23 protein-coding genes are annotated in these 25234 nt (G+C 37.0%); 15 read left to right on the top strand and 8 right to left on the bottom strand.

What is annotated here, in order from left to right; translation table 11 throughout:
- Positions 1-127 precede the first annotated feature (127 nt).
- Positions 128-2170, top strand: coding sequence for a methyl-accepting chemotaxis protein (locus tag B494_RS0117735; protein WP_017473725.1), 2043 nt, complete (start codon positions 128-130; stop codon positions 2168-2170).
- A gap of 117 nt (positions 2171-2287) precedes the next feature.
- Here B494_RS0117735 and B494_RS0117730 read toward each other — a convergent pair whose 3' ends face one another.
- The 3 genes from B494_RS0117730 to B494_RS0117720 are packed head-to-tail and all read right to left on the bottom strand — an operon-like array spanning position 2288 to position 6081.
- On the bottom strand, positions 2288-2728 hold the full coding sequence (locus B494_RS0117730; protein WP_017473724.1) for a flavodoxin domain-containing protein: 441 nt from the start codon (positions 2726-2728) through the stop codon (positions 2288-2290).
- 14 nt (positions 2729-2742) lie between these two features.
- Positions 2743-3792, bottom strand: coding sequence for a ribonucleotide-diphosphate reductase subunit beta (locus B494_RS0117725; RefSeq protein WP_017473723.1), 1050 nt, complete (start codon positions 3790-3792; stop codon positions 2743-2745).
- Positions 3793-3804: 12 nt separating this feature from the next.
- Positions 3805-6081 (bottom strand): ribonucleoside-diphosphate reductase subunit alpha, encoded by a 2277-nt coding sequence (locus tag B494_RS0117720; protein WP_017473722.1) that lies wholly within the window; start codon positions 6079-6081, stop codon positions 3805-3807.
- A 749-nt stretch (positions 6082-6830) separates the two neighbouring features.
- Between B494_RS0117720 and B494_RS0117715 the strand changes: the two genes are divergently transcribed.
- The gene (locus B494_RS0117715; protein ID WP_017473721.1) at positions 6831-8615 is read left to right on the top strand and encodes a methyl-accepting chemotaxis protein; all 1785 of its coding nucleotides are present in this window, start codon (positions 6831-6833) and stop codon (positions 8613-8615) included.
- Positions 8616-8884: 269 nt separating this feature from the next.
- Here B494_RS0117715 and B494_RS0117710 read toward each other — a convergent pair whose 3' ends face one another.
- A complete protein-coding gene (locus B494_RS0117710; protein WP_026065318.1) occupies positions 8885-9130 on the bottom strand; it encodes a YuzB family protein in 246 nt (81 codons plus the stop codon).
- Positions 9131-9420: 290 nt separating this feature from the next.
- On the opposite strand from B494_RS0117710, the gene B494_RS0117705 reads away from it, so the two are divergent.
- Positions 9421-10062 carry a helix-turn-helix transcriptional regulator gene (locus B494_RS0117705; RefSeq protein ID WP_017473719.1) on the top strand — a complete coding sequence of 214 codons (642 nt, stop codon included), beginning with the start codon at positions 9421-9423 and terminating at the stop codon, positions 10060-10062.
- A 159-nt stretch (positions 10063-10221) separates the two neighbouring features.
- On the opposite strand, the gene B494_RS0117700 is transcribed toward B494_RS0117705, so the two are convergent.
- Positions 10222-10632 carry a helix-turn-helix transcriptional regulator gene (locus B494_RS0117700; protein ID WP_161603099.1) on the bottom strand — a complete coding sequence of 137 codons (411 nt, stop codon included), beginning with the start codon at positions 10630-10632 and terminating at the stop codon, positions 10222-10224.
- Positions 10633-10789: 157 nt separating this feature from the next.
- On the opposite strand from B494_RS0117700, the gene B494_RS0117695 reads away from it, so the two are divergent.
- Together B494_RS0117695 and recX are read left to right on the top strand one after the other, a co-directional pair.
- Positions 10790-11089: a hypothetical protein gene (locus tag B494_RS0117695; protein ID WP_017473717.1), complete on the top strand. Its 300-nt coding sequence runs from the start codon at positions 10790-10792 to the stop codon at positions 11087-11089.
- A 108-nt stretch (positions 11090-11197) separates the two neighbouring features.
- Positions 11198-12013 carry a recombination regulator RecX gene (recX, locus tag B494_RS0117690; RefSeq protein ID WP_017473716.1) on the top strand — a complete coding sequence of 272 codons (816 nt, stop codon included), beginning with the start codon at positions 11198-11200 and terminating at the stop codon, positions 12011-12013.
- Positions 12014-12261: 248 nt separating this feature from the next.
- Here the strand turns inward: recX and B494_RS0117685 are convergent, their stop codons facing one another.
- Together B494_RS0117685 and B494_RS0117680 are read right to left on the bottom strand one after the other, a co-directional pair.
- Positions 12262-13053: a Cof-type HAD-IIB family hydrolase gene (locus B494_RS0117685; RefSeq protein ID WP_017473715.1), complete on the bottom strand. Its 792-nt coding sequence runs from the start codon at positions 13051-13053 to the stop codon at positions 12262-12264.
- 83 nt (positions 13054-13136) lie between these two features.
- Positions 13137-14117, bottom strand: a complete 981-nt coding sequence (locus B494_RS0117680; RefSeq protein WP_017473714.1) for a metal-dependent hydrolase — start codon at positions 14115-14117, stop codon at positions 13137-13139.
- Positions 14118-14271: 154 nt separating this feature from the next.
- Between B494_RS0117680 and mutY the strand changes: the two genes are divergently transcribed.
- The 4 genes from mutY to B494_RS0117660 all read left to right on the top strand — a co-directional run bounded on the left by mutY (position 14272) and on the right by B494_RS0117660 (position 18475).
- A complete protein-coding gene (mutY, locus tag B494_RS0117675) occupies positions 14272-15351 on the top strand; it encodes an A/G-specific adenine glycosylase (protein ID WP_017473713.1) in 1080 nt (359 codons plus the stop codon).
- A gap of 78 nt (positions 15352-15429) precedes the next feature.
- Positions 15430-15618: a gamma-type small acid-soluble spore protein gene (locus B494_RS0117670; protein ID WP_017473712.1), complete on the top strand. Its 189-nt coding sequence runs from the start codon at positions 15430-15432 to the stop codon at positions 15616-15618.
- Between the two features lie 359 nt (positions 15619-15977).
- Positions 15978-16511 carry a nucleoside tri-diphosphate phosphatase gene (gene ntdP / locus B494_RS0117665; protein WP_017473711.1) on the top strand — a complete coding sequence of 178 codons (534 nt, stop codon included), beginning with the start codon at positions 15978-15980 and terminating at the stop codon, positions 16509-16511.
- A 203-nt stretch (positions 16512-16714) separates the two neighbouring features.
- Positions 16715-18475, top strand: coding sequence for an ABC transporter ATP-binding protein (locus tag B494_RS0117660; RefSeq protein WP_017473710.1), 1761 nt, complete (start codon positions 16715-16717; stop codon positions 18473-18475).
- Between the two features lie 267 nt (positions 18476-18742).
- On the opposite strand, the gene B494_RS0117655 is transcribed toward B494_RS0117660, so the two are convergent.
- Positions 18743-19819, bottom strand: coding sequence for an FUSC family protein (locus tag B494_RS0117655; protein ID WP_017473709.1), 1077 nt, complete (start codon positions 19817-19819; stop codon positions 18743-18745).
- Between the two features lie 731 nt (positions 19820-20550).
- Between B494_RS0117655 and B494_RS19750 the strand changes: the two genes are divergently transcribed.
- The 6 genes from B494_RS19750 to B494_RS0117625 all read left to right on the top strand — a co-directional run bounded on the left by B494_RS19750 (position 20551) and on the right by B494_RS0117625 (position 24907).
- Positions 20551-20979, top strand: a complete 429-nt coding sequence (locus tag B494_RS19750) for a potassium channel family protein (RefSeq protein ID WP_017473708.1) — start codon at positions 20551-20553, stop codon at positions 20977-20979.
- A gap of 52 nt (positions 20980-21031) precedes the next feature.
- Positions 21032-21502 (top strand): thioredoxin-dependent thiol peroxidase, encoded by a 471-nt coding sequence (gene bcp / locus B494_RS0117645; RefSeq protein ID WP_017473707.1) that lies wholly within the window; start codon positions 21032-21034, stop codon positions 21500-21502.
- A gap of 125 nt (positions 21503-21627) precedes the next feature.
- Positions 21628-22578 carry a D-2-hydroxyacid dehydrogenase gene (locus tag B494_RS0117640; protein WP_017473706.1) on the top strand — a complete coding sequence of 317 codons (951 nt, stop codon included), beginning with the start codon at positions 21628-21630 and terminating at the stop codon, positions 22576-22578.
- A 1-nt stretch (position 22579) separates the two neighbouring features.
- Entirely contained in the window at positions 22580-23143 is a 564-nt protein-coding gene (locus B494_RS0117635; RefSeq protein ID WP_017473705.1) for a cob(I)yrinic acid a,c-diamide adenosyltransferase, read from the top strand.
- A 220-nt stretch (positions 23144-23363) separates the two neighbouring features.
- On the top strand, positions 23364-23807 hold the full coding sequence (gene perR / locus B494_RS0117630; protein WP_017473704.1) for a peroxide-responsive transcriptional repressor PerR: 444 nt from the start codon (positions 23364-23366) through the stop codon (positions 23805-23807).
- A gap of 230 nt (positions 23808-24037) precedes the next feature.
- Positions 24038-24907 (top strand): nucleotidyltransferase-like protein, encoded by an 870-nt coding sequence (locus B494_RS0117625; RefSeq protein WP_017473703.1) that lies wholly within the window; start codon positions 24038-24040, stop codon positions 24905-24907.
- Positions 24908-25234: the final 327 nt, after the last annotated feature.

Raw genomic sequence — 25234 nt, 5'->3', positions numbered from 1 at the left:
GTGAATCGTTAATTCTAAAAAGGGAATTTTTTCTAAAGTCGGTTTATTGTGATTTATATTTATAAAGGTCGGATTTTGTCGATAATTTAAGGGTAAGGAAAATTAATTTTAGAAAAGAGGGGACAAGATGAGAAAGGCTAGTATTAGAAAAAAGATTTTAACCTTTATTCCTGTTGTTGTCATAGGTATGCTCGTACTGTCTATCCTTAGTTATAAATTCTCAGAACGGGAATTGGAACAACAAATTGCTGAGAAGATGGATTATTTATCAAATGACATTGTTCACTTTACTGATACGCAATTAGTCAGCCATCAAAGGTTGGGAGATTCGATGGGTGCGTTGGCATCAACGATAGGAGCGAATTTAACCCATGACGAGTATGCAGATTTGTTTGAGCAGTTTCTCTTATTAAATGAAGATACTTATGGGATTGGTGTTTGGTTCGAACCGTATAGCTATGATGAAGACGTCGAATATTTTGGTCCTTATAGTTATAAAGAGCAAGATCAAATTATCTTTACTGATGAATATGAGAATCCAGACTATGATTATCCGTCACATGATTGGTATGTTGCTGGCGCGGAAACGGATGAAGCTTCATGGACGTTGCCCTACTTTGATGAAGGTTTAGGGACAAGCTTAATTACAACAAGTATTCCCTTTTATCAAGAAAACGGCGAATTATTAGGGATTATTTCAAGTGATATTGATATTAGTCAGTTACAAGAAGTCATCGCAAGTATTGACACAGGTACTTCAGGTGAGGCGTTCTTATTAGCAGACGATCAATCCTTTATTGTTCATCCTGATGGTAATGATGGCGTAGGGAGAAGTTTGGCTGATGACCCTCAGCTTGCTTCACTGGCTAGTATCCTGAATGAAGAGCAATCTGGTGTTTATCAAACAGAATTGGATGCTGGTGATGCGCATATTTATTATCAACATATCCCGAGAACGAATTGGACGTTAGGGCTAATTATTCCAGATCAAGAAGCTTATGCATCGTTAAATCAGTTATTAGTACAAATGATTGCCATTGCGGTTGTTATTATCACTCTCTTTATCATCATAGCGATTATTCTTTCTAATCGAATCACAAAACCTGTCCAACACCTGAATGAAAAAGTTAGTCACGTTGCGGCGGGTGACTTATCGGTTTATATCAAACCGACCACATCAGATGAAATTGGCGAACTAACGGCTAACTTTAATGAAATGGTCAAGAATATCCGGAAATTAGTCGGATCAGTGCATACATCTGTTCATACGGTTTCAGATGCCACTGAGCAGTTGAGTGCTGTGTCAGAGCAAACGACTGCTTCCAGTGAAGAAATTAGCCGAGCCATGAATCAAGTCTCACAAGGAACAAGTGAAGCAGCTGATTTCGCGGAACAAACCAACCAACAAACGGTTTATTTATCAGAACAATTAACGAACCTTGTTCAACAAACTGACCAATTAAAGCAGTATTCAAGTGAAGTAGAAGGCATTAATACACGAGGGTTGGACCAAATGGGGGCGTTAAAATCTGGATCAAATCAATCGCTACAAGTTGTTAATGAGATTGGTGCTGTTGTGAAGGATTTGTCAACTCAAATTGTCGAGATTGGTACGATTGTCAATACGATTAGCGACATTTCTGAACAAACCAATTTGCTAGCATTAAATGCGTCTATCGAAGCTGCCCGTGCAGGTGAACAAGGTAAAGGTTTTGCAGTTGTAGCTGAAGAAGTTCGTAAATTAGCGGAGCAAACCTCTGATGCAACAACGAACATATCTGAAATGATTCAAGCCATTCAAAAGGTATCGAATAAGGCTGTCAATCAAATTGATACGACTCAAGACATTACGACGCGACAAAATCAAGTGGCAGAGGAATCTTCGCAATTGTTCGAGGATATTTCAAAACAGAATCATCGTATGATTGATGCGATTAATACGATAGGTGAGGATCTTAATCAAATTGATCAATACAAGGAAAATGTTGTTGAATCAATTAGCAATATTGCTTCAATTCTTCAACAAACAGCTGCATCAACTGAACAAGTAGATGCGTCAGCTTCTGAACAATTGGAAGCATTAAAAACAGTGACGAAATCAGCAGAGCGTCTTCAAGAATCAGGTGAAGCATTAGAAGAACAAATGAAGCAATTTAAAACAGAAGAATAGGCATGAAGAAGCGACGCTGCAAGATTTAATTGTAGCGTCGCTTTCTTTTTACCTTGAAATAAGCTCGTTTATTTCCTAAAGGATGCGTAAATGAGCATATTTCTAGTTGTTTTTTTATTATACAGCAACACGCGTTCTAACAAGACGGTTGCAAAACGTTGAGACTTTGCTCAAATCTTCTGTTTGTGGAACGAGTTCAACTTTTAAAGTCACAGCGAGTTCGGTATGAACAAAAAGCATATCCCTAAAATGATCGACAGCCCCACAGAAATAAGGGTAGAAGCTATCCCCTGTACCAAATATCCCTGTAATTAGATGATCGACACTTTGTTGCTCGATCTCATAATAAAGGTCGTCCATTTCAGGTGGTAATTCACCATTTCCCCATGTATACGTACCGATCGCCAATACATCATATGTCGCCAATTGTTGATAGTCAAGTTCGTCAATCGTTAAAAAATCAACATGATCGATGTGCTTAATCATATCATGATAGATGACTTCAGCTAAAGCGCTTGTATTTCCAGTGACTGAACTATAAACGACTAAGGCTTTCATCAGATCATTCCTTTCTAAAGCTCGTCAAATCCATTTGAAGACGAGACCTTTGTATATGTGCGTGATTTTTGTTCGAAGAAGTCTGACTTGGTTTCATTCATCATTTCGTCACTAAAGACGTGGATCCAGGCCATTGGATTATCGCGCTCTGGATAATAGTTATCGAGACCAATTTGTCGGAACCGTTTATTTGCAAGATATTCTACATAATGATGGAACTCAGTAAGGTCAATGCCTTCAATATCTTTTAAAATATAATCAGCCCATTCTTTTTCAAGTTGAACCGCTTGATCAATCGTTTGATAGGCAAAGCCAATGTTTTCATCTGTATTTAACTCAGGGTTTTCTGTTAATAAAATACGAATAAATTGTGAGATAAAATAGGCATGTTGCATTTCATCACGTTGAATATAACTAATCATCGTACTTGTTTTTAACATTTTTTGCTGGCGTGCTAAATGATAGAAAAAGGCAAACCCTGCATAAAAATAAATACCCTCTAAATTGATTGAATTGATCGCTAATTCAAATAACCGTTGTGGTGTTGGTTCTTTATGAAAAGCGTCATAACTATCGAGAATTAATTGATTACGTTTTTGAACAATGGGATCAGCTTTCGCTTGGTTAAAGCGCTGATTTTGCTCATCCAATGGGACGAGTGAGCTTAAAATATAAGAATAGGATTCGTTGTGCACAGCTTCTTGTTGCGCAATAACAGCAAAGATAGCCTTAAAGCTAGAGTCAGTCACGTAATCCATCACTTGTGTCATTGTTGGGGTTTGTAAGCTGTCTAATGAAGCGAGCTGTGTATTAATTCTTAAGAATACATCACGTTCGGTCTCAGTGAGATGGTCCCATTGTTTAATATCATCTTGCATATTAATTTCTTGTGCCTTCCAGAAATTTGATAGCAAGGTTTGATACAAATCATACATTTGTGGATAGGCGATATCATTCCAATTTAATAAACCGGAGGACTGACCATTAATCAGTCCTGTTGATTTATTGGGATAGGTTGGGTTGAGTAATTTTATTTTTGTTAATGGTGTATCGACAAAGCTCATTAGAAATCCTCCTTAACTATGACATGCTTCACATTCATCGATTTCGGTTTGGGACGTACTGCGTACATAATAAGTTGTCTTTAGTCCATGCTCCCACGCAGCTAAGTGTAAATTCAATAAATCCCGTGCTTTAATGTCATGTCGAACATATAAATTGAAGCTAATCCCTTGATCAATATGACGTTGACGACGGGCGTTTTGTTTAATACTCCAGACTTGATCTAATTCATGACGTGCACGACGATAATATGTGTAAGTGACATGATCTAAATCAGGAGCCGTTACTTTAAATTTAAAGTTTTTCTTTTCTTCAGCGTATTCTACCGCATAGATCGGATCAATACCATCCGTTGAACCACCAATTTTGGCAGTTGAAGAATTAGGCGCAACAGCCATTAACCAACCATTACGTAAACCTTTATTTGTTACTTGTTCACGTAGCTGATTCCAGCGTTCACTCGTATAGTTACGACGCTCGAAATAACGTCCTGTTTGCCATTCTGAACCATCAAACTTATCATAAGCACCTTTTTCTTCAGCTAACTCCATTGAAGCTTGAATCGCATAATAAGCAATATCTTCATATAATTGATCGGCATAATCAACAGCTTGGTCACTTTCCCAATAAAGATGCTCTAAAGCAAGGAGGTGGTGCCAACCGAATGTGCCAAGACCGACGGCGCGATATTTTTGGTTGGTTGCTTGGGCTTGCCCAACACTAATTGTATTTAGATCAATTACATTATCAAGCATTCGCACTTGAATCCGAACCAGTCGTTCTAATACTTTCGCTGGCACGGCAACTGCTAAATTGATTGAAGATAGGTTACAAACAACAAAATCTCCTGGTTTTCTAACAATGACAATGTTGCCATCCTGATCTTGATATTCTTTTACAATAGAAGTTGGTGACATATTTTGTGCGATTTCAGTACATAGATTACTAGAATAGATGGATGTACGACCAACTCCACGATCATGCTTATTTGGATTTTGACGGTTAACTTCATCACGATAGAACATATAAGGTGTTCCAGTTTCAAGTTGTGCGACCATTATTCTAGCCATGATATCCATCGCTCTGTAAGTTTTTCTTGGTAATAGCGGGTGATCGACCGCTTCTTGATATTTCTCTGAAAAGTATTTATTGTCCACCTCATCATAGAAATCTTCTAATCCAAGCGGTTGACCATTTTCATCTTTCCAACCCATCACTTGCTTCACTTGATGTGGACAGAATGTATGCCATTCACCAACACTTTTTCCATCTTCATCGGTCACTTGCAATTGTTCCATAAATAAGTCAGGAATAGCGACGCCTGTGAAAATATCATGTGCTTTTCGACGCTCATCACCGTTGTTTGTTTTTAAATCTAAGAAGCCATTCATAATGTCTTTATGAAAGACATCGAGATATACAGCAACGGCTCCTTGACGTTGACCAAGCTGATCAACACTTACTGCGGTGTCATTAATCAAGCGTATCCAAGGGACAATGCCTGATGAATTCCCTTTGAATTTCTTAATATCAGAGCCAAGTGCACGTACTTTACCATAATAGATCCCAATGCCCCCACCGTCTTTACTAAGACGAGCGATGTCCCAGTTGTTTAAATAGATACCATCAAGTGAATCATCGACGGTATCGATAAAGCATGAAGAGAGCTGGCCATAGCTTTTTCCAGCATTTGATAGAGTCGGTGTAGCTACTGTCATATACAGATTTGATAGAGCCCAGTAAGCTTCTTTAACTAAGTCAAGACGTTTGTCTACAGGCTCGTTTTTCATCAGTGTCATCGCAATAATCATGAAGCGTTCTTGAGGTAGTTCATAAAGATTACGTTCATGGTCTCTAGCTAAATAGCGATCAGCAAGCAAGAACAAACCAATATAGTTAAATAATTGATCACGCTCTGGCACGATTTCTTGTTCTAACTCTTTTAACTCATCTGTTGAATACGCTTTTTGTAATGTCTGATCATATATACCTTCTTTTGTTAATTGGTCAATTAATTTCGAAAAGCTTCCATATTTCAAATGGTGGTGATAACTTCTATTGATACTCGCTTCCCGATAGAGTTGGTCTAAATAAAAATCGGCTGCTATAAACGTCCAATTCGGTTGATCCATTGCAATTTGATTCAATGCATAAAATAATGCTGTTTGATTTGCTTCTTCTTCATTGTTTTTCACTTGATTAACTTTGTCTTTCAGTGCAGTTAGATCGATGCTGTGTTTGGCGGCAAGCTCATCTAACTTTTGTTCAATACGTTCTGTAATCATTGCCATCTTTAAGGTCCTCCTTATGTCGTACAGCTGAATTTGTCCACTAGTTATGTAACTTTATAAAGAATAGATAGACAGACGCACATTCGATTGAATGGGCTAGTCTATCTTCTATAATAAGGACGTTAATAATTCTACTGTTTCGCTTACTACTTCAAAATGATGATAAGTGCGCATACAAATAAAATATACTATATATAGTGTTGTTTGTGTTTCTTGACCACTATATATAGTATATTAGCGCATAAAGATATGTTTGTCTATTAAAACGAACCAAAAAGTTTAGAAAGTCTTTTACTATTATCGCAATGTTTAATCAAAAATAACATAGGTAATTTAGCCTAATAAAAAATGAATATAAATGTCAAGAAATTTATTGAAATAAAATGACTTGATCCATTTATCACAGTTAACCGTCCGTAAACCGTCTACCTTAAAACAGTGAGCAGAGCTAAGGCTATATAGGGCAACTAAAGACCTTATTCACTCAAATACCAATCAGTGGGATGAACGCTGCCCGCTGGTTGAAGAATCGTTTTATTAAGCATATTATATCTGAGCGATACGAATCTTCTATTTTAAAGGTTTAAAAACAAAAGATTATTATATTACTTTCCTCCTTTTCTATATTCAAAACGAAATTACTACTTGTATTCATATTATGTTCAGTATAGTATATTAGATATAGTTTGTTTGTCGGATGAACTATTTAATTAGTAAAATGTAAGCGTTTCAAAAGGAGGCGGGTGAAGGTGATTAAACCTTTTAGAAAAAAGAAGATACCTAAGACTATAGGATTGAAGAAAAAGAAGAATATAACAAAAGAAAGGCGATTGAAGGGATCTCATCTACATAACATTTCGATTGGTGGGAAATATGGTTTAGCTATTTTAATTATTTTTATATTATTAATGGTTTCAACAACCATGGTTGCTATCTCAATTATGCAATCCCAATCGGATATGAGGGTGTTACAGGAACAAGGTGATCGTGCTTTATTAACGAATGAATTGAGTTCAGAAATTAATGCTAAAGCACTAGCTGCGCTTTCCTATGTTCAATTTGGTAATGAAACACATCTGAATGATTTTGAAGAAAGAAAGGAACGTGTCAACGATCTGTTAGAGCATTTAGATGAAGGCATCAATGGTGAGCAGCAAGAAACGCTTTTCAATGAAGTGGTTGATCATAATCAGAAATTAGATGAAATGTTTGACGAAGAATTAATGCCGATTATTGGTAGCCCGGAAACGACTGTTCGATTATACGTGAATCGCTATACTAGTTTAACATCAACCACCTCACTCTATTTTGAATATTTACGTGAGCATATTATTAATGATCGAGATGATGCCGTCGTGAATGCTGAGCAAAGTCAAAATTTTGCGCTTATTATTTTAATAAGCTCAATGCTTGTGTCATTTTCAATCGGGGGTGTTTTGGTTATTTTAATAAGTCGACATGTTTCAAAACATTTGAAATCAGTTGTTACGATCAGTGATCGCATTGCTACAGGCGACTTAAATGTTGAATCAATTGATTATCAAGGAAAAGATGAGATTGGCCGTCTATCAAGCTCAATTAATCAGATGAGAACACAGCTGATCACAATGATTAATCAAATTAAACAAACATCTCAGTTGGTCGATCGGCAAAGTGAGCAATTATATCAATCTTCAGATGATGTGAAATCAGGTACGGAACAAATTGCTGCGACTATGGAGGAGTTAGCTTCTGGTACAGAATCACAGGCGAATCATGCCGGTAACTTAGCTGAGACGATGCGGGTATTTGCTGAAAAAATGACAGCCCTTCATACGAGTAGTGAGACAATCAATGTATCTTCAGATCAAGTATTAACAGAAACAGATTTAGGTAATACTGCGATGACAAAATCGATTAAGCAAATGAGCAGTATCGACCAAATTGTAAAAAATGCGGTAGGTAGAGTTGAAGGACTTGATCAACAAACTAAACAAATTTCGAAGTTAATTGCTGTTATTAAAGATATTGCAGATCAAACCAATTTATTGGCATTAAATGCAGCGATTGAAGCAGCAAGAGCTGGTGAGCAGGGACTTGGTTTTGCGGTAGTTGCTGATGAAGTAAGGAAATTAGCAGAACAAGTCAGTGAGTCTGTCACAGATATAACGAATATTGTTATGACGATTCAATCGGAGTCTAAAGAAGTGACGGGTACACTTAAGCAAGGTTATGAAGAAGTCGCTAAAGGGACAGTTGATATTGAAGCAACTGGGGAACGTTTTAAAGCAATCGAACAGGCGATTTCTAATATGACGAGTCATGTTGATACCGTCATATCAGGTTTGTCACAATTGGCGGATGATACTGAACAAGTTAATGGTTCGGTTCAAGAGATTGCCTCTATATCTGAACAATCTGCTGCTGGAGTTGAACAGACGTCAGCGTCAGTAGAAGAAGCTTCGAGTGCAATTGAGGAGATATCTGAGGGTGCCAATACTTTACGTCAATCGTCGAAGAAGTTAAATGATTTAGTAGAAGAATTTAATTTATGATAAATAACCGACCGTAAAACACCCAGCTCAACATAGAACGTAGGGCGAATCTATTGAGGTGAGTAATAACCCTGGTTCAGTCATCTACCAATCAGTAGGAGAGGAACGTAAACGCCCACTTGATTGAAGGTTCATTTTTTTGTAACTAGCAAATTCAAAGTGCAAGTCATCCGTGTATAGTTACCCACTGTTATGTGATGGAAAAACACGATCATTAAAATATCCGTATGCCGATACCGGCATACGGATTAAATGTTTTTAGTTACATATTAATGATAAAGGGCAAGTTCTGTTTCGATTGCTTGACGAATGTTGTTTATACAATCATCAACGTCTTTGCCTTTTATTCTACGTCCATTTACAAGGGCATACGGTTTTAATCGGCAAAGCCCACAAAAGGATAAACAATCACTAACAAGAACAGAAACTTCTGGATACTCGGATTCAAATAATTGCTCAGCTTCTATAGTTTGTAATAGATTACTTTCGCATATTTCGACAATAACAATACCGATTGTAATCACACTCCGTTCTTAAATGCTATACTAAATTTATCATTATATAGTAATATTAGAATTTTGTCAGTTATTATGCTTGTTTTGGCTGAAGTTATGGGTATGGTTGAAACGATAACAAAAAGTATATAACTGGGTCATTCAAATACTTATTTATCAAATACAAGTAATTGTGAAAAAATTTTAACAATTTTAGCAAACTAAGTAGATAAAAAATTATAAAAAATAAAGTTTGTTATTTACTTCACAAACTTTTTTCGTTAATATAGTGGTAAGGGTAGGTGTTGGAAATGGCTAAAGATATGTCGACGCGTCAAGCAATTTTAGAATTATTAAAAAAATGTCAAGAGTTATCAGTGAGTGGCTTAAAAGAGCATCTCGATATTACTGAAATGGCGGTAAGAAAGCATTTAGTGAAATTAGAAGGGGAAGAGCTCATTCACTCACGAACCGTTCGTCAACCGATGGGACGACCGGTGATATTTTATCGTTTAACGGAAGAAGGTAATAAGATTTTTCCGAATAATTATGACAAAATAGCTGTTGAGATCTTACAAGATATTCAAGAAAGTATGGGGAATGAAGCGATTGATACCCTTTTTAATAATAGGGAGAGGCGAATGCGTAAGAAGTATCAGCGTCGTATTTACCAAGATGACCCCCTTGTAGAGCGCGTCAAGCAGTTAGTAGAAGTGCAACAGGATAATGGCTACATGGCTGAATTTAATGAAGAAGAGAGTGTTCATGGTGTTAGCTTTGAACAATTCAATTGTCCGATCGCCGCCATTGCCGATCGTTATAATAAACCTTGTCAATGTGAGCTGGAATTATTTAAGGAAGTCCTTGGAACAGAACAAGTTGAAAGGGTGACTTGCATTGCTAAGGGTGAACGAAGCTGCAAATATGTCGTTAAAGAAGAATTGAATGAGTGAACCAATAAATATAGACCATGCTTTCTGATTCAGCAGAAAGCATGGTCTATATTATTATTAGTGCTGTACGATTGCTTATCCATTAAAAACAATAACTGCAAAAGCGATTGTAAAGTGACATCAATTTTGTGAGGCAGATGTCTTAAAAATGGTTTGCCATTATAATCGCTCTGCCTCATTTAACGTCGTTTGAAGTATACGCTGAACAGCTTTCTGTTGCTTAATCGATAAATGGCTCAGTCGTTCAATCTGTTCCTTTAAAAGCGGGTTTTTAACTAAATAATCAATCGTATTTAATAAAGTTTCATCAATGGTGGATTCATTGTCGCCGTTCGTTTGATAAAACTGCTGAAAATCATTTAACAGCTGGTCGTTTTCACTATCGATACCAAGCAAGTGATCGACTGGTTTATTAAATAAGCGGCTCAGTTTAATCAATGCCATTAGATCTGGCAGAACATCACCACTTTCCCATTTGGCAATGACGGATCTTGAGATCGCCAATTCATTTGCAAGCTGTTGTTGTGTCCAGTTATGCTGTTTACGATAATATTTTATATTTGTGGCCAACTTAAGCATCATTGTTTTATCACTCGCTATCGTTTATATCAAAATATCAATTCATGACGTAATCCTACCATGATTTACACCAATTTATGGGTATATTGTTGTTCTTTTGGTACTCTTGTAGTAAAATGTTCTTATTAAGAACTAAAGGAGTGGTGAAATGGTAGGGTGTTTACTAATTAATAAGTTAGATTGGAAGAAAAATGGTTTTGATTTGCAATTTTTCGCAACATTTGATCAATATATTCAAGTTGCTCAATTGGCTGACTATCCAGAATGGCTCTGCATAAATGTACAAGCTGATTCTAAGATTCCGGTGTGGCAAATGGCGCTGGATCTTGAATGGGCAAATGTAACAACTGGATACGGTTTTGGTGATAACTTTGATCGTGCCAAGGCTGATGCGATTATAACTCTAACCAAGCGGACAGAAGTTAAAATATCTCGTTCCATGCCTTAAGTAGTGATACCTTTAATATGGATGACATTCATCGATATTATCAGTTCTGATAATATCGATTTTTATGGGCTACTTGCCATGATATAATACGGGAAAGAGGTGAACTAGATGCCGAAAGTCACGAGAATAACTGTCCAAAAAAATAATAAAAATCGTTATAATGTATTTGTTAATAGCTCAGGACAAGAACAGTACGGGTTTAGTGTTGAGGAAGAAACGTTGATTAAAGAAGGTTTAAAAAAAGGTCAAGAATTAGATCAAGCGATGATTGATGCCTTGTTACAGACAGATACAATATATAAAGGTTATAGTCAAGCCTTGACGTATTTAGGGCGTCGCATGCGATCGACTAAGGAAATGAGAGATTATTTGATTAAGAAAGAGATTGACCAAGACCAGATTGATGCGATTATTAACCGATTAGAAGCTGAGAAGCTTTTAGACGATCAAGCTTTTGCTAAAGCATATGTGTCAACAAAGAAGAACACAACGTTGAAAGGTCCGCAACGCATTCAACAGGAGTTAAAGGCAAAAGGTGTTCACCAATCAGAGATTGATCAAGCACTATTGGTTTTTACGACAGAGGAGCAAGTCGAGCGTGTTCAGAAATGGTTAACGAAACAAGCAAATAAGTCGAGTCGCTATTCACATAGGCAAGTTTTGTTAAAACAAAAACAAACACTTGTCCAAAAGGGATTTGATCATACAATTATTGATCATGCCTTTCAACTGTTAGAGCAACCAAATGATAGTGAACAAGAGTGGCAAGCTGTTTTATACCAAGGAGAGAAGCTAAAGAAACGCCAAGCTAAAAAGTATAGTGGTTATTTGTTAAAGCAAAAGATCAAAGCTGCTTTATATCAAAAAGGGTTTGATACAGAAGTGATTGACCGATATCTTGACATGCATCTAGATGATGAGTGAGGGGGCTATATACTGAGAGCAGATCTGTATGGAAATACTTTGTGTTCGACAGAAAACCTGACTAGCGTATAAAAAAACAAACAGTGGGAGAAGAATGAAAATGTTCGCTGACTGATTAAGACATTAACCGCCACAAAACGCTAGCCTAAAGAGCTGATCTCTGCTCACGATATTGAGGTGGGCGTTTTACGGATGGTTAACGCTGAAAGGACAGTTAGTTTCAGTTGCTACGTGATGAAAGCAAATGGTTACAGTAATTTCCTTTCTCTTAGATCTTTAATGGCTTGGTGAACATGTTCGACTTCATGATGAGCGTGTTTTTTTACGGCATCATCAGCGCTTGCCATAACATAACTGTGTGGTGTCATGCTTAACATGTCAATGTCATTATGAGCATCCCCAATGACAGCGACTTCTTCAGGCTTTATATTCAGTTTTTTAATCAATTTAATAAGCCCATTTCTTTTATTAACACCGACAGGGACGATATCAACACATCTTGTATGGGACAAGAAGCTTTCAATTTGTCCGGCGAATGTTTGATTGATCTCTTCTTGGATGGGTAATAAGGTTTCCCTCTCAGCTAATAACATAAACTTAGAGATGTGGTAGCTGCTCCCAATCCCCTCCGCAATAGTTGGAGAGTGTTTTAAAGGGAATTTAAACAATTTCTGAACGTCCCTGACAAAATCAGTCTCATGATCGTAATGAATATGATCAGCTGTTGAAATAAAATAATGGACGGGATATGTCTTCACTTGATCTAATAGGGCTTGACTGAGTTTTGCTTCAAAGTGTTGCTTAACAACAAATTGATGATTAACATCAACGACAAAAGTTCCATTTTGGCTTACACGATGGCCATCGATCTCGATATCTTTAAATAATTGGACAATCTCTTGATCTGACCGTCCGCTAGCTACAGCAATATCGGTACCTTGCTTGAATAGGGTTTGGATAGCGAGGCGATCCTGCTCGGTTACATATGTATTGTCTTTTAACAAAGTCCCATCTAAGTCTGTTACAAATAATTTAATCATCGTATCTCCTCGACTTTTCTTTTTCTCCAGTATACACAACTGAATCGTAGGAAGAAAAGAAAAAAGCCCACCAAAGCGGTGTGCTAAATGTCTTCAATTAATAATTTATCTTGTAACTTCGCCTCTGAAAAGACCCACCCTGTATATGAGTTAATAATTTTCAAGTCGTGTGATACGTTAACAACAGCAACAAAAGGATAGTGATCTTTAGAGCGATAACGCAAATCAATAAAACGAACTTCTGTATAGTTTTCGTGTTCAACCTGTTCCCATCGATAAACCGATGAAAAGGAGAGAAAAGCAGCAACATTGCTATCTGTTTTTGCGGTGGCCATCAGTTTATTATTTGGAACTGGAACCCGCTCAAATTGGTCAATAATCTGAATATTACCATCGACGGCGCGAGCAACATAAAAGCTATTCCGGGTGGTAATGGCTAAGCGCCAAATATTCTGATTAATAGTTGGGGAGGTGAAAATCCCTTCAACCTCGCCATAATAAAGTAATATCTTTCTTTCTAGTGTTTTCTTCTGCCAATATCGTTTTAAGTAATAAAATGTCAAAAGAAAATAGATGATTAAAAAAGTGTAGGCTGGTTGTCCGCCAAAGACCCAAATGGTAAATCCGATGATGTGTAACGAGAAAATTACAGGGTCAAATGTATTGATGAAGCCTAGTGCAATCCATTTGTTGGAGAACGGCCTTAATGCCTGTGTGCCATAAGCGTTAAAGATATCCACGAATACATGGATAACGACAGCCAAAGCCGTCCAACGCCATAAAGTTAAAAATGGTACCCCAGGTATGATTAAATAAATGATACTTGCAATGGCTAAGCCCCAAAAGATGATTAACGGAATAGAATGGGTAATACCACGATGGTGACGGAGGTATACGGCATTACTTTTGAGTTTGAGTACTGTATCAAAGTCGGGTGCATGCGAACCAGCAAGCGTACCGATCATAACTGCACCAAAGACAATGGGATTTTGTGCAACAATGGGATCAAGTGTTGCTATACCACCAATTGCAACGCCCATGGCAATATGGGTTCCGGTATCCATCGACACTCGCCCCTTTCTTTTATTTACTGTTATCTATATAATCATACGTAATGGTTAAATATTGTTATACTTATTAGTAGCCAAATTTATAAACACTTAAACCTTCTCATAATGATTTTACAATATTGGAACGAATACATAAAGGGTGACATTTATGCAAACAGATGCGTACAAGATCAATCTAAAGCAACTAAATATAAATGCTTTTCAACAAGATTTAATTAATTGGTTTAAAGATAATCAAAGGCAATTACCTTGGCGATTAGATCAAGATCCCTATAAGGTATGGGTGTCAGAAATTATGTTACAACAAACACAAGTGGATACTGTGATACCTTATTTCGAACGATTTATGGACCAATTTCCAACGCCAACTGATCTAGCAAATGCTGATCAGCAAGATGTGCTAAAAGCATGGGAAGGATTAGGATATTACTCACGAGCGCGTAATCTCCAAACAGCGGTGAGAGAAGTGAAAGAAAAATACGGTGGACAAGTACCCGATCAACGTCAACAATTAGCAAGCTTAAAAGGAATAGGTCCGTATACCTTAGGTGCAATTATGAGTATTGCCTTCAACCAACCAGAGCCAGCCGTCGATGGAAATGTCATGCGTGTTCTTTCACGTTTATTAGAAATAGAAGATGATATTGCTAAAGCAAGAACACGAAAAATTTTTGAACGAACCGTACGATCGATCATATCAGAGCAAGAACCATCGTATTTTAATCAAGGTTTAATGGAATTAGGTGCTTTAATCTGTCGCCCTAAGTCTCCCAAATGTGAGGTTTGTCCTGTTCGCAGCCATTGCCTGGCTTACGCCAATAGTAGTCAAGATAGGCTGCCAGTGAAAACCAAGGCAAAGAAGCAAAAGGTTCTTTCTTATTATACCGTTATATTTGAAAATCAGTCAGGGCAATATTTAATTGAGCAACGACCAGACACAGGTTTATTAGCGAGCCTTTGGCAGTTCCCAATGTTAGAAAAAAATGCAATAGAAAAGGAATTGTTAGTGAGTTTTTTAGAGCAAATGTGGCAAACGACAATTACTGAGGTAAGCCAATTAGCACCTGTCCGGCATGTTTTCTCTCATGTTATTTGGGAACTTGAGGTCTATCGTATAAACGTAACAAATATAAACATACAATCTCAAAACCACCAATGGGTTTCCTTAAGTCAATTAAACGATTATCCTTTTCCCGTTCCACACCAACAAGTTATTAAACAAATATAACAGCTACAAAAATAAGTTTGTTTTTTAAGAATAGCCTCTGCTAAATTGGTTAAATTATTTTTGTGGAGGTGATATCAAATGGCGAGAAACCAAAACCAAAATCAAAATCAAAATCAAAACCAAGAAAAAACAAATGCTGAGCAAGTAAAACGTCAAAACAAACAAGCTCAACAAGGTCAAGGTCAATACGGCGCTGAATTTGCTTCTGAGACAGATACGCAACGTGTAAAACAACAAAATCAAAAATCGCAACAAAATAAGCAATAACTGTTAATCTTACACATAAAAGGACTTTCGCCAAGCGAAAGTCCTTTTCTACATAGTAGATTTAAGAAGTGCTAGGTAATAATAGTTTACCTAATGTCTTGATTCACGCAACGATCAATCAGTGGGTGGATAAGATCGCAGGATAAAACTGTCAAATCCTGTGGCAGCGTCTGCATGATCTCAATCCTGTAGCCCTCCATCCACTGAATGTTTGTTTTATCATTAACTACAAAAATTATGACATTTTAGCGTATGATCACTAAAATGTTAGTCATTCTATGGGTTAGTTTTTTTATTTTCATTTCTGCTGAATTAAAGTTATAATGTGAATAGCTATAAGATAAAGAAAGGAAGATAAGATGGCTGGCCCTAAATTAGGTTTACCTATACAAATTCAAAGTTATAAACATAATGGGCAGCTTCATCGTACTTGGCAGGAAACGACTGTTCTAAAGTCAACTAGTACCCGTGTCATAGGAGCGAATGATCGCACCCGTGTTGTTGAAAGTGATGGTCGATCTTGGATTACCCGTGAACCCGCAATATGTTTCTTTTATACGAAATATTGGTTTAATGTAATCAGTATGTTGCGCTCAGATGGCATTCATTATTATTGTAATATTAGTTCGCCTTTTGTATATGAAGCAGGCGCCGTAAAGTATATTGACTATGATCTTGATATTAAGGTGTTTCCTGATATGACTTATACTTTATTGGATGAAGATGAATATCGGTTACATCGCGAGAAGATGAATTATCCAGGGGTGTTAGATCGGATTTTGTGGGACAATGTTGATCAGCTAATTCATATGATTCGACAACGGAGAGGTCCTTTTTCACATGACCAAATTGAACAATTGTACGAGCTGTTTTTAACTTATCGTTCATATTAATGGCTTGTTAATTTGGCTTATTTAATATAAATAAGCTCCATAGCATTATGCTTGGCAGTCTTGTCATCAAGTTGACAAGGCTTTGTTTTTGTATACTGGAAAAGTATTAAATTTAGCAGTGAAATGACTACGTATAAGAAAAGCTAATACATTCGCTAGGGGAGTGCCTGTGCTGAGCTTTCTAATAGAAATGAGAGGTGTTTATGAGTAGCATTAAAAGATACTTATCCTTTGTCAAACCGTATAAGGGAAGGATTTTTCTAACTATTATTATTGGCATGATTAAGTTTGGTATTCCTTTATTAATGCCATTGTTTGTCCGTTATATTATTGATCATATTATTGGTGATCAAAGTTTATCAGAACATGAGATGTTGCATACATTGTTTTTATTATTAGGGGTAGCTTTCTTCATTTTTGCTATTATTCGCCCACCTGTCGAATATTTGAGGCAGTACTTGGCTCAGTGGGTTGGAAATCGGGTGCTGTTTGATATTCGTGAACAGTTATTTGATCATATTCAAAAGTTAAGTCTCGGTTTTTATGCGAGGTCAAAAACGGGAGAAATTATATCCCGTGTCATTCATGACGTTGAGCAAACAAAAAACTTTATAATGACTGGACTTATGAATATTTGGCTAGATATGTCTACGATTATTATTGCGGTGATCATCATGTTGACGATGGATATTAAACTAACCCTTGTTTCGCTGATGTTATTTCCCGTCTATGTCGTAGCAGTTAAAATTTTTTATGGTCGATTGCGCCAATTAACACGTCATCGATCACAAGCACTGGCAGAAGTACAAGGGCATTTGCATGAGCGTGTGCAAGGTATCCCTGTGACACGAAGCTTTGCTTTAGAAGAATATGAGCAGAAACAATTTAGCCAACACAATAAAAACTTTTTAAATCGTGCCCTCGATCATACAGAATGGAATGCTCGAACATTCGCTGTTATGAATACCGTGACAGATTTAGGCCCGTTGCTTGTTGTCGGCTTTGCAAGCTATTTTGTCATTACTGCTGATTTAACGATTGGAACGATGGTCGCGTTTGTCAATTATATGGAACGTGTTTATTCCCCGTTACGCCGGTTAATTTCTTCATCAACCACTCTCGTTCAGTCGATTGCTTCAATGGATCGTGTCTATGAATTTATTGATGAGACCTATGACATTGAAGATAAGGCGGATGCCCCATGGTTAACTGAAGTAAAAGGAACTGTACAATTTGATCATGTTTATTTTCGGTATCAAAATCATGAAGAAATGGTGTTAAAAGATATTAACTTAGAGGTAGCGCAGGGGGAGACGATTGCTTTAGTTGGTATGAGTGGCGGGGGTAAATCAACATTGATTAGCCTAATCCCACGTTTCTATGATGTGACAGATGGAACGATTCGGATTGATGGTACGGATATTCGTGATGTTCAGGCACGGTCGATTCGAGACAAAATTGGCATGGTCTTACAAGACAATTTACTGTTTAGTGAATCGATTGAAATGAATATTCGGATGGGCAATCCAGATGCTTCGCAAGAAAGTGTTGTTGAAGCGGCAAAGGCAGCCAATGCTCACCAATTTATTACTGAGTTGTCAGATGGTTATCAAACATTAGTAGGGGAGCGAGGCGTTAAATTATCAGGAGGGCAAAAGCAACGGATTGCGATTGCTCGAATATTTTTGAAAAACCCACCACTGCTCATATTGGATGAAGCGACATCCGCTTTGGACTTGGAGAGTGAACATCTTATTCAAGAAGCTTTGGAAAACCTTGCTTCAAATCGTACGACTTTTGTTGTCGCACATCGTCTGTCAACGATAACCCATGCAGACCGAATCATCGTTCTTGACCATGGTCAAATCGTTGAAGTGGGTACGCATCACCAATTATTGGCCAAACAGGGTAGTTACTATAACTTATATCAAGTACAAAATTTAGATTTTCCAAACGACATTTAGCTAGGATTGGATTCTACGATGTGTTGTTATCGACTGGCAGAGTGCGTGGTTTGCAATAGACTGTAAAGGTTGTAATCAGTGGGCAATCCAGATTAATGCACGCTCGGGCAAGCAATGATCATGGTAAAAGCAAGGTTGAGCAGAAGATGAATAGAAAGAATGAACATGCTATAAGTGGTATTTACCAACTATTCATGTTTATTCTTTTCTTATTTTAATCACCTTTTGTCCCAACCTTTTATTTAGAGAGAATCAACGATCCGCAAACTATTCAAGATCACGCTTTGGAATGACTTCTAATTTTTCACTCGTATGGAATTGATCATAACTACTTAATAGTGTTTGTAGATGCTCTAATTCATAATGGTAAGTCATCAGCATGGTCGCTAATGGTAAAAAGGTTAAGTAATCTGTCTCGTTTTTTTGATATAAATCCAGTAAGGCATCGACAAGTTCAGGGATGTTTGAATCTGATAGATGTTGAATGGGATGCTGTTCATGGCGTTTAATTTTTCTCATGAAACCTAATAACATATGTTCATGCGCATGAAGAACATGATCAATCTCTTGGACTAACTCTTCTCGCACATGATCAGGAATCAAGTCCACCCGATTGTCAACGCTTTGGATCGATTTAAGTACTGCAAAACTTTTGTGAGTGACTTTAATTAATTGCCTAAATACAACAAGTTTTCTCGCTCTAATCAGTCGGTTTTTTTGTAAGTAAACACGTTCCTCTTGGAAGAGTGCATAAATCTCATCCATGCGTCTTAAATCACCGCTCAAGCGCTTGATTTCTTTTTTTAATGAAGGGTCATCAGAAAGGTGACGGGTCGTCACTCTTAACCATTGTAATATTTCTTTCGTTACTTGATCGATATGTCGGAATAAAGTTGTTTCGTACTTCGGCGGTAAAAATAATAAATTAACCAAGAATGCCGAAAAGATACCCAGCATCAGTGAAGAAAAACGTAGAAATGCGAATTGGTATATTTCCATATCTGTTGTTTCCATAACGGATATGACTGCAATCAAAGCAATTGAAACAGCACTTTTTTCTAATTTAAAAAAACGACATAGGCTAATGACGATCACAACAGCAATCCCAACGACAAATGGATCATTTCCAATCACGTAAGATGCAATGGTTGCTGTACTGACACCGATAAAATTTGCTTGAAGCTGTTTAATAATCGTTTTAAAAGATTGATAAATGGAGGGTTGCACTGCAAATACCGCCGCAAAGCCAGCAAAAACAGTAGATGGAAAATCTATTAATGTAGCAACATATAATGCGATTGCAACGGCCAAGCCCGTCTTAAACATTCTAGCACCAAATCTCATTTGATCAGTGCTCCCTTCTTAGTTGGAAAAGGATTTTCCGTTTATTTTTCTATTGCCATAATCCCTATTTATTAAACAAAAAAAACCACCCAATATCATTGGATGGCAATGTCTTTCATGCTTTGAAGGGAAGTCATACAAATTGACAAAATAAAGCATGAGATGAAAAAAATAAATTTTTCAAAATTAGCATAGCACATTCCAAATTGATAATCAATTCAAAATTAAATAAATATTCATAATATTGTATAAAAATCAGAAAATAAAGCTAAAAGTATTTATTTGATAAACACTAGCCAAACATTAGGTTTCCATCTCTTTACAAGTATGCTTAACGATTTCGATCGTTTGGTCAAATACTTGTAATTGTTAGGAGCTAAGCTTCGTATTTAGAGGGAGCTAAATCGACGCTGGACTTAACATTAAATGACAAAAGCCCTAAATGATGATCTGTTGTCTGTGCATCTAGATGATTTTCAACTTCTTTATTCGTAAAATATACAGTTGAAGCACCTTGCCATTTTTACGATCGGCCTATGATCGAGCCGGTCAATGCACACGCCAATACTATGTTGCTGTACGTTGATTAATTATGAAATTCCCATCAAATAACCTCCAAGCAAGATACAATATCATTATATCTCATTATATCATTTCTAAATCTGTTTCGGAAACGTGATCGTGTGATAATTGACTACAACTAAACATATGATGACGCAGGGGGGATTCAAGTGAAGCTTAGTGCTATTTTAATCATCAGTGGACTTATTTTCATCAGTTTATATCAATTTATTTTTTTAAAAACATATCGAAAAAGCTATTTCTCCTATGAGTTATTTAATACATTAATTGTTTTATACTTGACTATCTTATTGGCATTTGCCTTGTTGTATGCTTTGTTAGCTGAGGAATCAACACTGTTAATTGCTGAAAGTCAGGTCGAAGCACCATCTTTCTTAGATGAATTGTGGACAAGTATCTATTTTTCTGGTGTAACTTTATTTACAATTGGTTATGGTGATATTATTCCGGTAGGGATCGCCCGTCCTTTAAGTTTAATTGAGGCGATGATAGGGTATTTGATACCTATAGCTTTCTTTATGAAGCTATCGATGTATAAGCATTATGTTAGACGTGATCAAGAATCAAATGATTTGTGAAAAAGTTAAAAGTTCGTTAAGCTAACATTAAGTATTATTGAGGAGGCGTATTATGGCGATTCAAGTAGGCGATCCAGTTCCTAATTTACCATTTATAACAAGTGACGGTGAAAAACTCTCCCTGCCAGATTTTAAAGGTCAATCGGTTGTCTTGTATTTCTATCCGAAAGATAGCACACCGGGTTGTACCACAGAAGCTTGTGAATTCCGTGATCATCATAAAAGCTTTAGCGATTTAAATACGGTTATTTTAGGTGTAAGTCCGGATTCGAAAGAAAGTCATGAACAGTTTAAAGAAAAGCACGACCTGCCATTTACATTAATTGTAGATGAAGCGCATCAACTGGCTGACGAATTTGGTGTTTGGATTTTAAAGAAAAAACCTGGTCGTGAGTATTATGGTAATCAACGTTCTACCTTTATTATTGATCAAGAAGGCATCGTGCAGAAGGTTTATCACGATGTTAAAGTAGATGGACATGTAGAGGATGCCTTGACCTTCATTAAAGAGCATTTGACATAAAAAAATCGCTAGCTCTATTATGAATTGGGCTAGCGATTTTTTTAATGTATACTTAGGGTTAACTTTGACATTTCGATTGTATAGCTTTACATTTAAAAAATAGAATAGAGAGTGAGGGTGTCGATATGCTCGTATTATCAACAACAAAATTAACAGCTGATTTAGAAAGAATGTTAGAGGATCGTTTTGATACACTATCTTTTAAGTTTATGGCTAACATCGAGCAAGCCGAACCATTTTTAGGTGAAGCTGAAATTTTGATCACTTATGGAGAAGATATAAAAGAGGCACATATAAAAAAAGCAACAGCACTAAAGTGGATCATGGTTATTTCAGCAGGTGTTGATCGACTCCCATTTCAGGCAATTAAAGAGCGGAATATTCTAGTAACAAATGCACGTGGAATTCATCAAACACCGATGACGGAATATGCCATTGCCATGCTACTGAATCACTATCGACAGCATCAGGTCTTTGCAGAGCAACAAGCGGAGAAGGTATGGGATGCCACGATAGCGACAAGAGAAATTAGCGGGCGAACACTGACAATTGTTGGTGCGGGTGCGATTGGGGAAGAATTGGCTCGAATTGGACAGGCCTTTCGAATGACGACGATAGCTGTGACCCATTCAGGTGGGGAACGCCGGTATTTTGATCATGTTTATCAAAACCATCAATTGGAGCAGGCGCTGAGTCAAGCGGATTTTGTGGTATCGATTTTACCAAGCACACCAGAGACAAAAGGGTATTATCAGTATAGGCATTTTGAAAAAATGAAGAAAGATGCCATTTTCTTAAATATGGGTCGAGGCGATGCCGTTGATCCAACTGTTTTAATTCAAGCGCTAGATGACCAGCAATTCGAACATGCGATTTTAGACGTGACCCCTGTGGAGCCTTTACCAAAGGATAGCCCGTTATGGGAGCATGAAAAAATCACATTAACGCCACATGTATCAGGTAAATCGGCGCATTATTTACCGAGAGCATTAGAAATATTTTTAGACAATTTGCAAGATTATTTACAAGGTGTGCCACCAGCACTTAATCAAATTAATTTAAGTAGGGGGTATTGACATGCGTATTTATACACGAACCGGTGATCAAGGTGAAACAAGTTTAGTGACAGGTGAACGTGTTCCGAAAAGTGATTTGCGTGTTGAAGCTTATGGAACGAGTGATGAAGCAAATGCAGTAATCGGCATTTCGTGCAGTGTGGTTGACCAAGGTCTAACATGGTCATTGTCGGAACGTAAACAATTCTTGAATTGTATGGAAAAGGTGCAGAGGTTGTTGTTCCACGTCGGCTCAGAATTGTCTACACCAAAGGGAAAAGAAGTTCCATGGCCGATTACGCAAGCTCACGTTGACAGTATAGAAGCTGCCATTGATCAGTGGGATGAAAAACTGCCTAAGCTTGAGCAATTCATTTTACCAACTGGACACTCAACTGTTACACACCTACATCATGCGCGTACGATTGTTAGACGAGCTGAAAGACTGGCGGTAGGACTTAAAGGTGAAATTAACCCATTAACATTAACCTTTTTAAATCGTGTGTCAGATTTATTATTTGTCGCCGCTCGATATGTTAATACGTTTAGTGCCTATGATGAAAAGAACTTTAGTCAAGATCAATGATATAGATCACAAATTACTTTACTTTTCTACGAAATAAAGTGATAATTGCATCGTTTTATTGACAGAATAGCAATAGAGCAGTTAAACTAATTATAAGGATTATAAAATAATAATAGAAGTTATTGAATAACAAGACTTAACTAAATTGTAGAACACTTATTTTGATGAGTGGTTTTGTGTTCAGTCGAACTTTATTTTGTAGAAAGTGAGGTGGATGGCAATGCATGAACATCACACGCATGATGAACTCCAAGAAGCGGTAGAACGACTAAAAAACTCAGGCGTACGAATTACACCACAGCGACATGCGGTATTAGAATACCTTATTCACGCTGAAACACACCCGACTGCTGATGATATCTATAAAGCACTTGAAGGTAAATTTCCTAATATGAGTGTAGCAACAGTCTATAATAATTTACGTGTCTTTAGAGAAATTGGTCTTGTTAAAGAATTAACCTATGGAGATTCATCAAGCCGTTTTGATTACAACACATCTAAGCATTATCATGTGATTTGTGAGTCTTGTGGCAAGATTGTTGATTTCCATTATCCAAGCTTAGACGAAGTGGAATCCTTGGCTGAGAAAGTCACAGGCTTTGAAGTAAGCCATCACCGTATGGAAATTTACGGCACATGCCCGGATTGTAAAACGACGCATTAATGCATTGCGCTCTTTTTTGCCTTATGGTAAAGAGGGCGTTTTTTTGTGGAAGGTAAAAAAGGGTATTATAAAAGTAATAGCAAGTTTAGGTTCTTCTTATATAATAGTTGAGCTTTAATACCAGACTACATTATAATAGTTAAACTGAGCGCTGACATTGAAGGACTTTTGTTTGTTTGTGTCGAATATATTATCTAATGAAGAGAAGTTTATGTATAGGGGTTGGAATTGTGGAAGATGTACTACGATCTATTTATCAAGAACGTGCAAGTGATGATCGAACCTTAGGTATCTTAATGATTGAGAAAAAGCTGAATGAAAGTCCAATTACGGATAACTTTGATGACATTTTATTAGTAGTTGTTAGTGAGGGAGAACAGCCGTGGTATGTTAAGCATTATCAGTTTAAGGATTATACGGCTGCCATGCACGTCGTAGAAGAGAGCCAATTGTTGTTTTGGATAGATACGAGTTCATACCGTCGCATGGTTCAGTGGGTAACAGAGGGTAAAGTGATCTTTGATCGTAATGAATATATTAGTCAGTTGAGATCTGAACTGGCAGACTTTCCAGAAGAAAAGCGTGAATTAAGACTAGCGATTGAATTTGCTAAATTAACACGCAGTTATCGAGAGGCTAAGCAGTTGTTCGAAACAGAAAACTATCTTGATAGCTACAATAAAGTGATCAGTTCATTACACAGCTTAGGACGACTAAGCATTATTGAACAAGGTTATCACCCTGAGCTCATTGTTTGGAATCAGATAAAAAGAATCGATCCATCCATATATAAATTATATGATGAACTACTAACAAGTACTGAACCCTTGCCGGAAAGAATAGAGTTAATGATGATTGCCATTGATTTTTCGATGAGTAGTAAAGTGAAGTTAGGTTCAAAGCACCTCTGTGGTGTTATGGGTTCACAAGAACAAAGCTGGATGTTTGGTGATTTAAAAGTCCATCCTGATTTAACGCACTATCAATTAGATTTAAGTATGATGGTAGATTATTTAGTTGATAAGCAAGTGATAACGGTGGAGCTTGCTGAGACAAAAGGGAAAACAGTGTTCCATCGGTTGTATCGTGTCGTCGACTAGCAGAGTTAGCTTGTCGATGGCACTATCTAATAAGGTAGACAAGAAAAATCGTCAACATTGTTCCGTTTTATCGGGGTTGCATTTAATTTTAAAAAATGGTTGACGACACCTTGTTTGCCATGATATAGTTATACACGTTGCTTTAATAAGGCAAACATTTGATTGACTTTATTTAGTCAACTATGTTATATTTTAAAAGTTGCGCTTTTATATGCGAAACAATATTTTTTCAAAAAAAGTATTGACACCGAATAGGTGGATGTCATATAATATAAAAGCTGTCGCAAAGAGACGATAAGCGAATTGATCTTTGAAAACTGAACAAAA

The organism is Amphibacillus jilinensis Y1 (assembly GCF_000306965.1).
GTDB classification, from domain to species: domain Bacteria; phylum Bacillota; class Bacilli; order Bacillales; family Amphibacillaceae; genus Amphibacillus_C; species Amphibacillus_C jilinensis.
Note: the sequence above shows the minus strand (reverse complement) of the source record. Positions and strands in the feature narration are given on the sequence as shown.

Bases quoted from the DNA above. Each gene is read 5' to 3' on its own strand.
- B494_RS0117705 (WP_017473719.1), top strand. From the start codon at position 9,421: ATGGCTAAAGATATGTCGACGCGTCAAGCAATTTTAGAATTATTAAAA.
- B494_RS0117720 (WP_017473722.1), bottom strand. From the start codon at position 6,081: ATGGCAATGATTACAGAACGTATTGAACAAAAGTTAGATGAGCTTGCC.
- ntdP (WP_017473711.1), top strand. From the start codon at position 15,978: ATGGCTGGCCCTAAATTAGGTTTACCTATACAAATTCAAAGTTATAAA.
- B494_RS0117670 (WP_017473712.1), top strand. From the start codon at position 15,430: ATGGCGAGAAACCAAAACCAAAATCAAAATCAAAATCAAAACCAAGAA.
- B494_RS0117680 (WP_017473714.1), bottom strand. From the start codon at position 14,117: ATGGATACCGGAACCCATATTGCCATGGGCGTTGCAATTGGTGGTATA.
- B494_RS0117725 (WP_017473723.1), bottom strand. From the start codon at position 3,792: ATGAGCTTTGTCGATACACCATTAACAAAAATAAAATTACTCAACCCA.
- recX (WP_017473716.1), top strand. From the start codon at position 11,198: ATGCCGAAAGTCACGAGAATAACTGTCCAAAAAAATAATAAAAATCGT.
- B494_RS0117655 (WP_017473709.1), bottom strand. From the start codon at position 19,819: ATGAGATTTGGTGCTAGAATGTTTAAGACGGGCTTGGCCGTTGCAATC.
- B494_RS0117730 (WP_017473724.1), bottom strand. From the start codon at position 2,728: ATGAAAGCCTTAGTCGTTTATAGTTCAGTCACTGGAAATACAAGCGCT.
- B494_RS0117735 (WP_017473725.1), top strand. From the start codon at position 128: ATGAGAAAGGCTAGTATTAGAAAAAAGATTTTAACCTTTATTCCTGTT.
- B494_RS0117635 (WP_017473705.1), top strand. From the start codon at position 22,580: ATGCGTATTTATACACGAACCGGTGATCAAGGTGAAACAAGTTTAGTG.
- bcp (WP_017473707.1), top strand. From the start codon at position 21,032: ATGGCGATTCAAGTAGGCGATCCAGTTCCTAATTTACCATTTATAACA.
- B494_RS0117695 (WP_017473717.1), top strand. From the start codon at position 10,790: ATGGTAGGGTGTTTACTAATTAATAAGTTAGATTGGAAGAAAAATGGT.
- B494_RS0117640 (WP_017473706.1), top strand. From the start codon at position 21,628: ATGCTCGTATTATCAACAACAAAATTAACAGCTGATTTAGAAAGAATG.
- mutY (WP_017473713.1), top strand. From the start codon at position 14,272: ATGCAAACAGATGCGTACAAGATCAATCTAAAGCAACTAAATATAAAT.
- B494_RS0117685 (WP_017473715.1), bottom strand. From the start codon at position 13,053: ATGATTAAATTATTTGTAACAGACTTAGATGGGACTTTGTTAAAAGAC.
- B494_RS0117660 (WP_017473710.1), top strand. From the start codon at position 16,715: ATGAGTAGCATTAAAAGATACTTATCCTTTGTCAAACCGTATAAGGGA.
- perR (WP_017473704.1), top strand. From the start codon at position 23,364: ATGCATGAACATCACACGCATGATGAACTCCAAGAAGCGGTAGAACGA.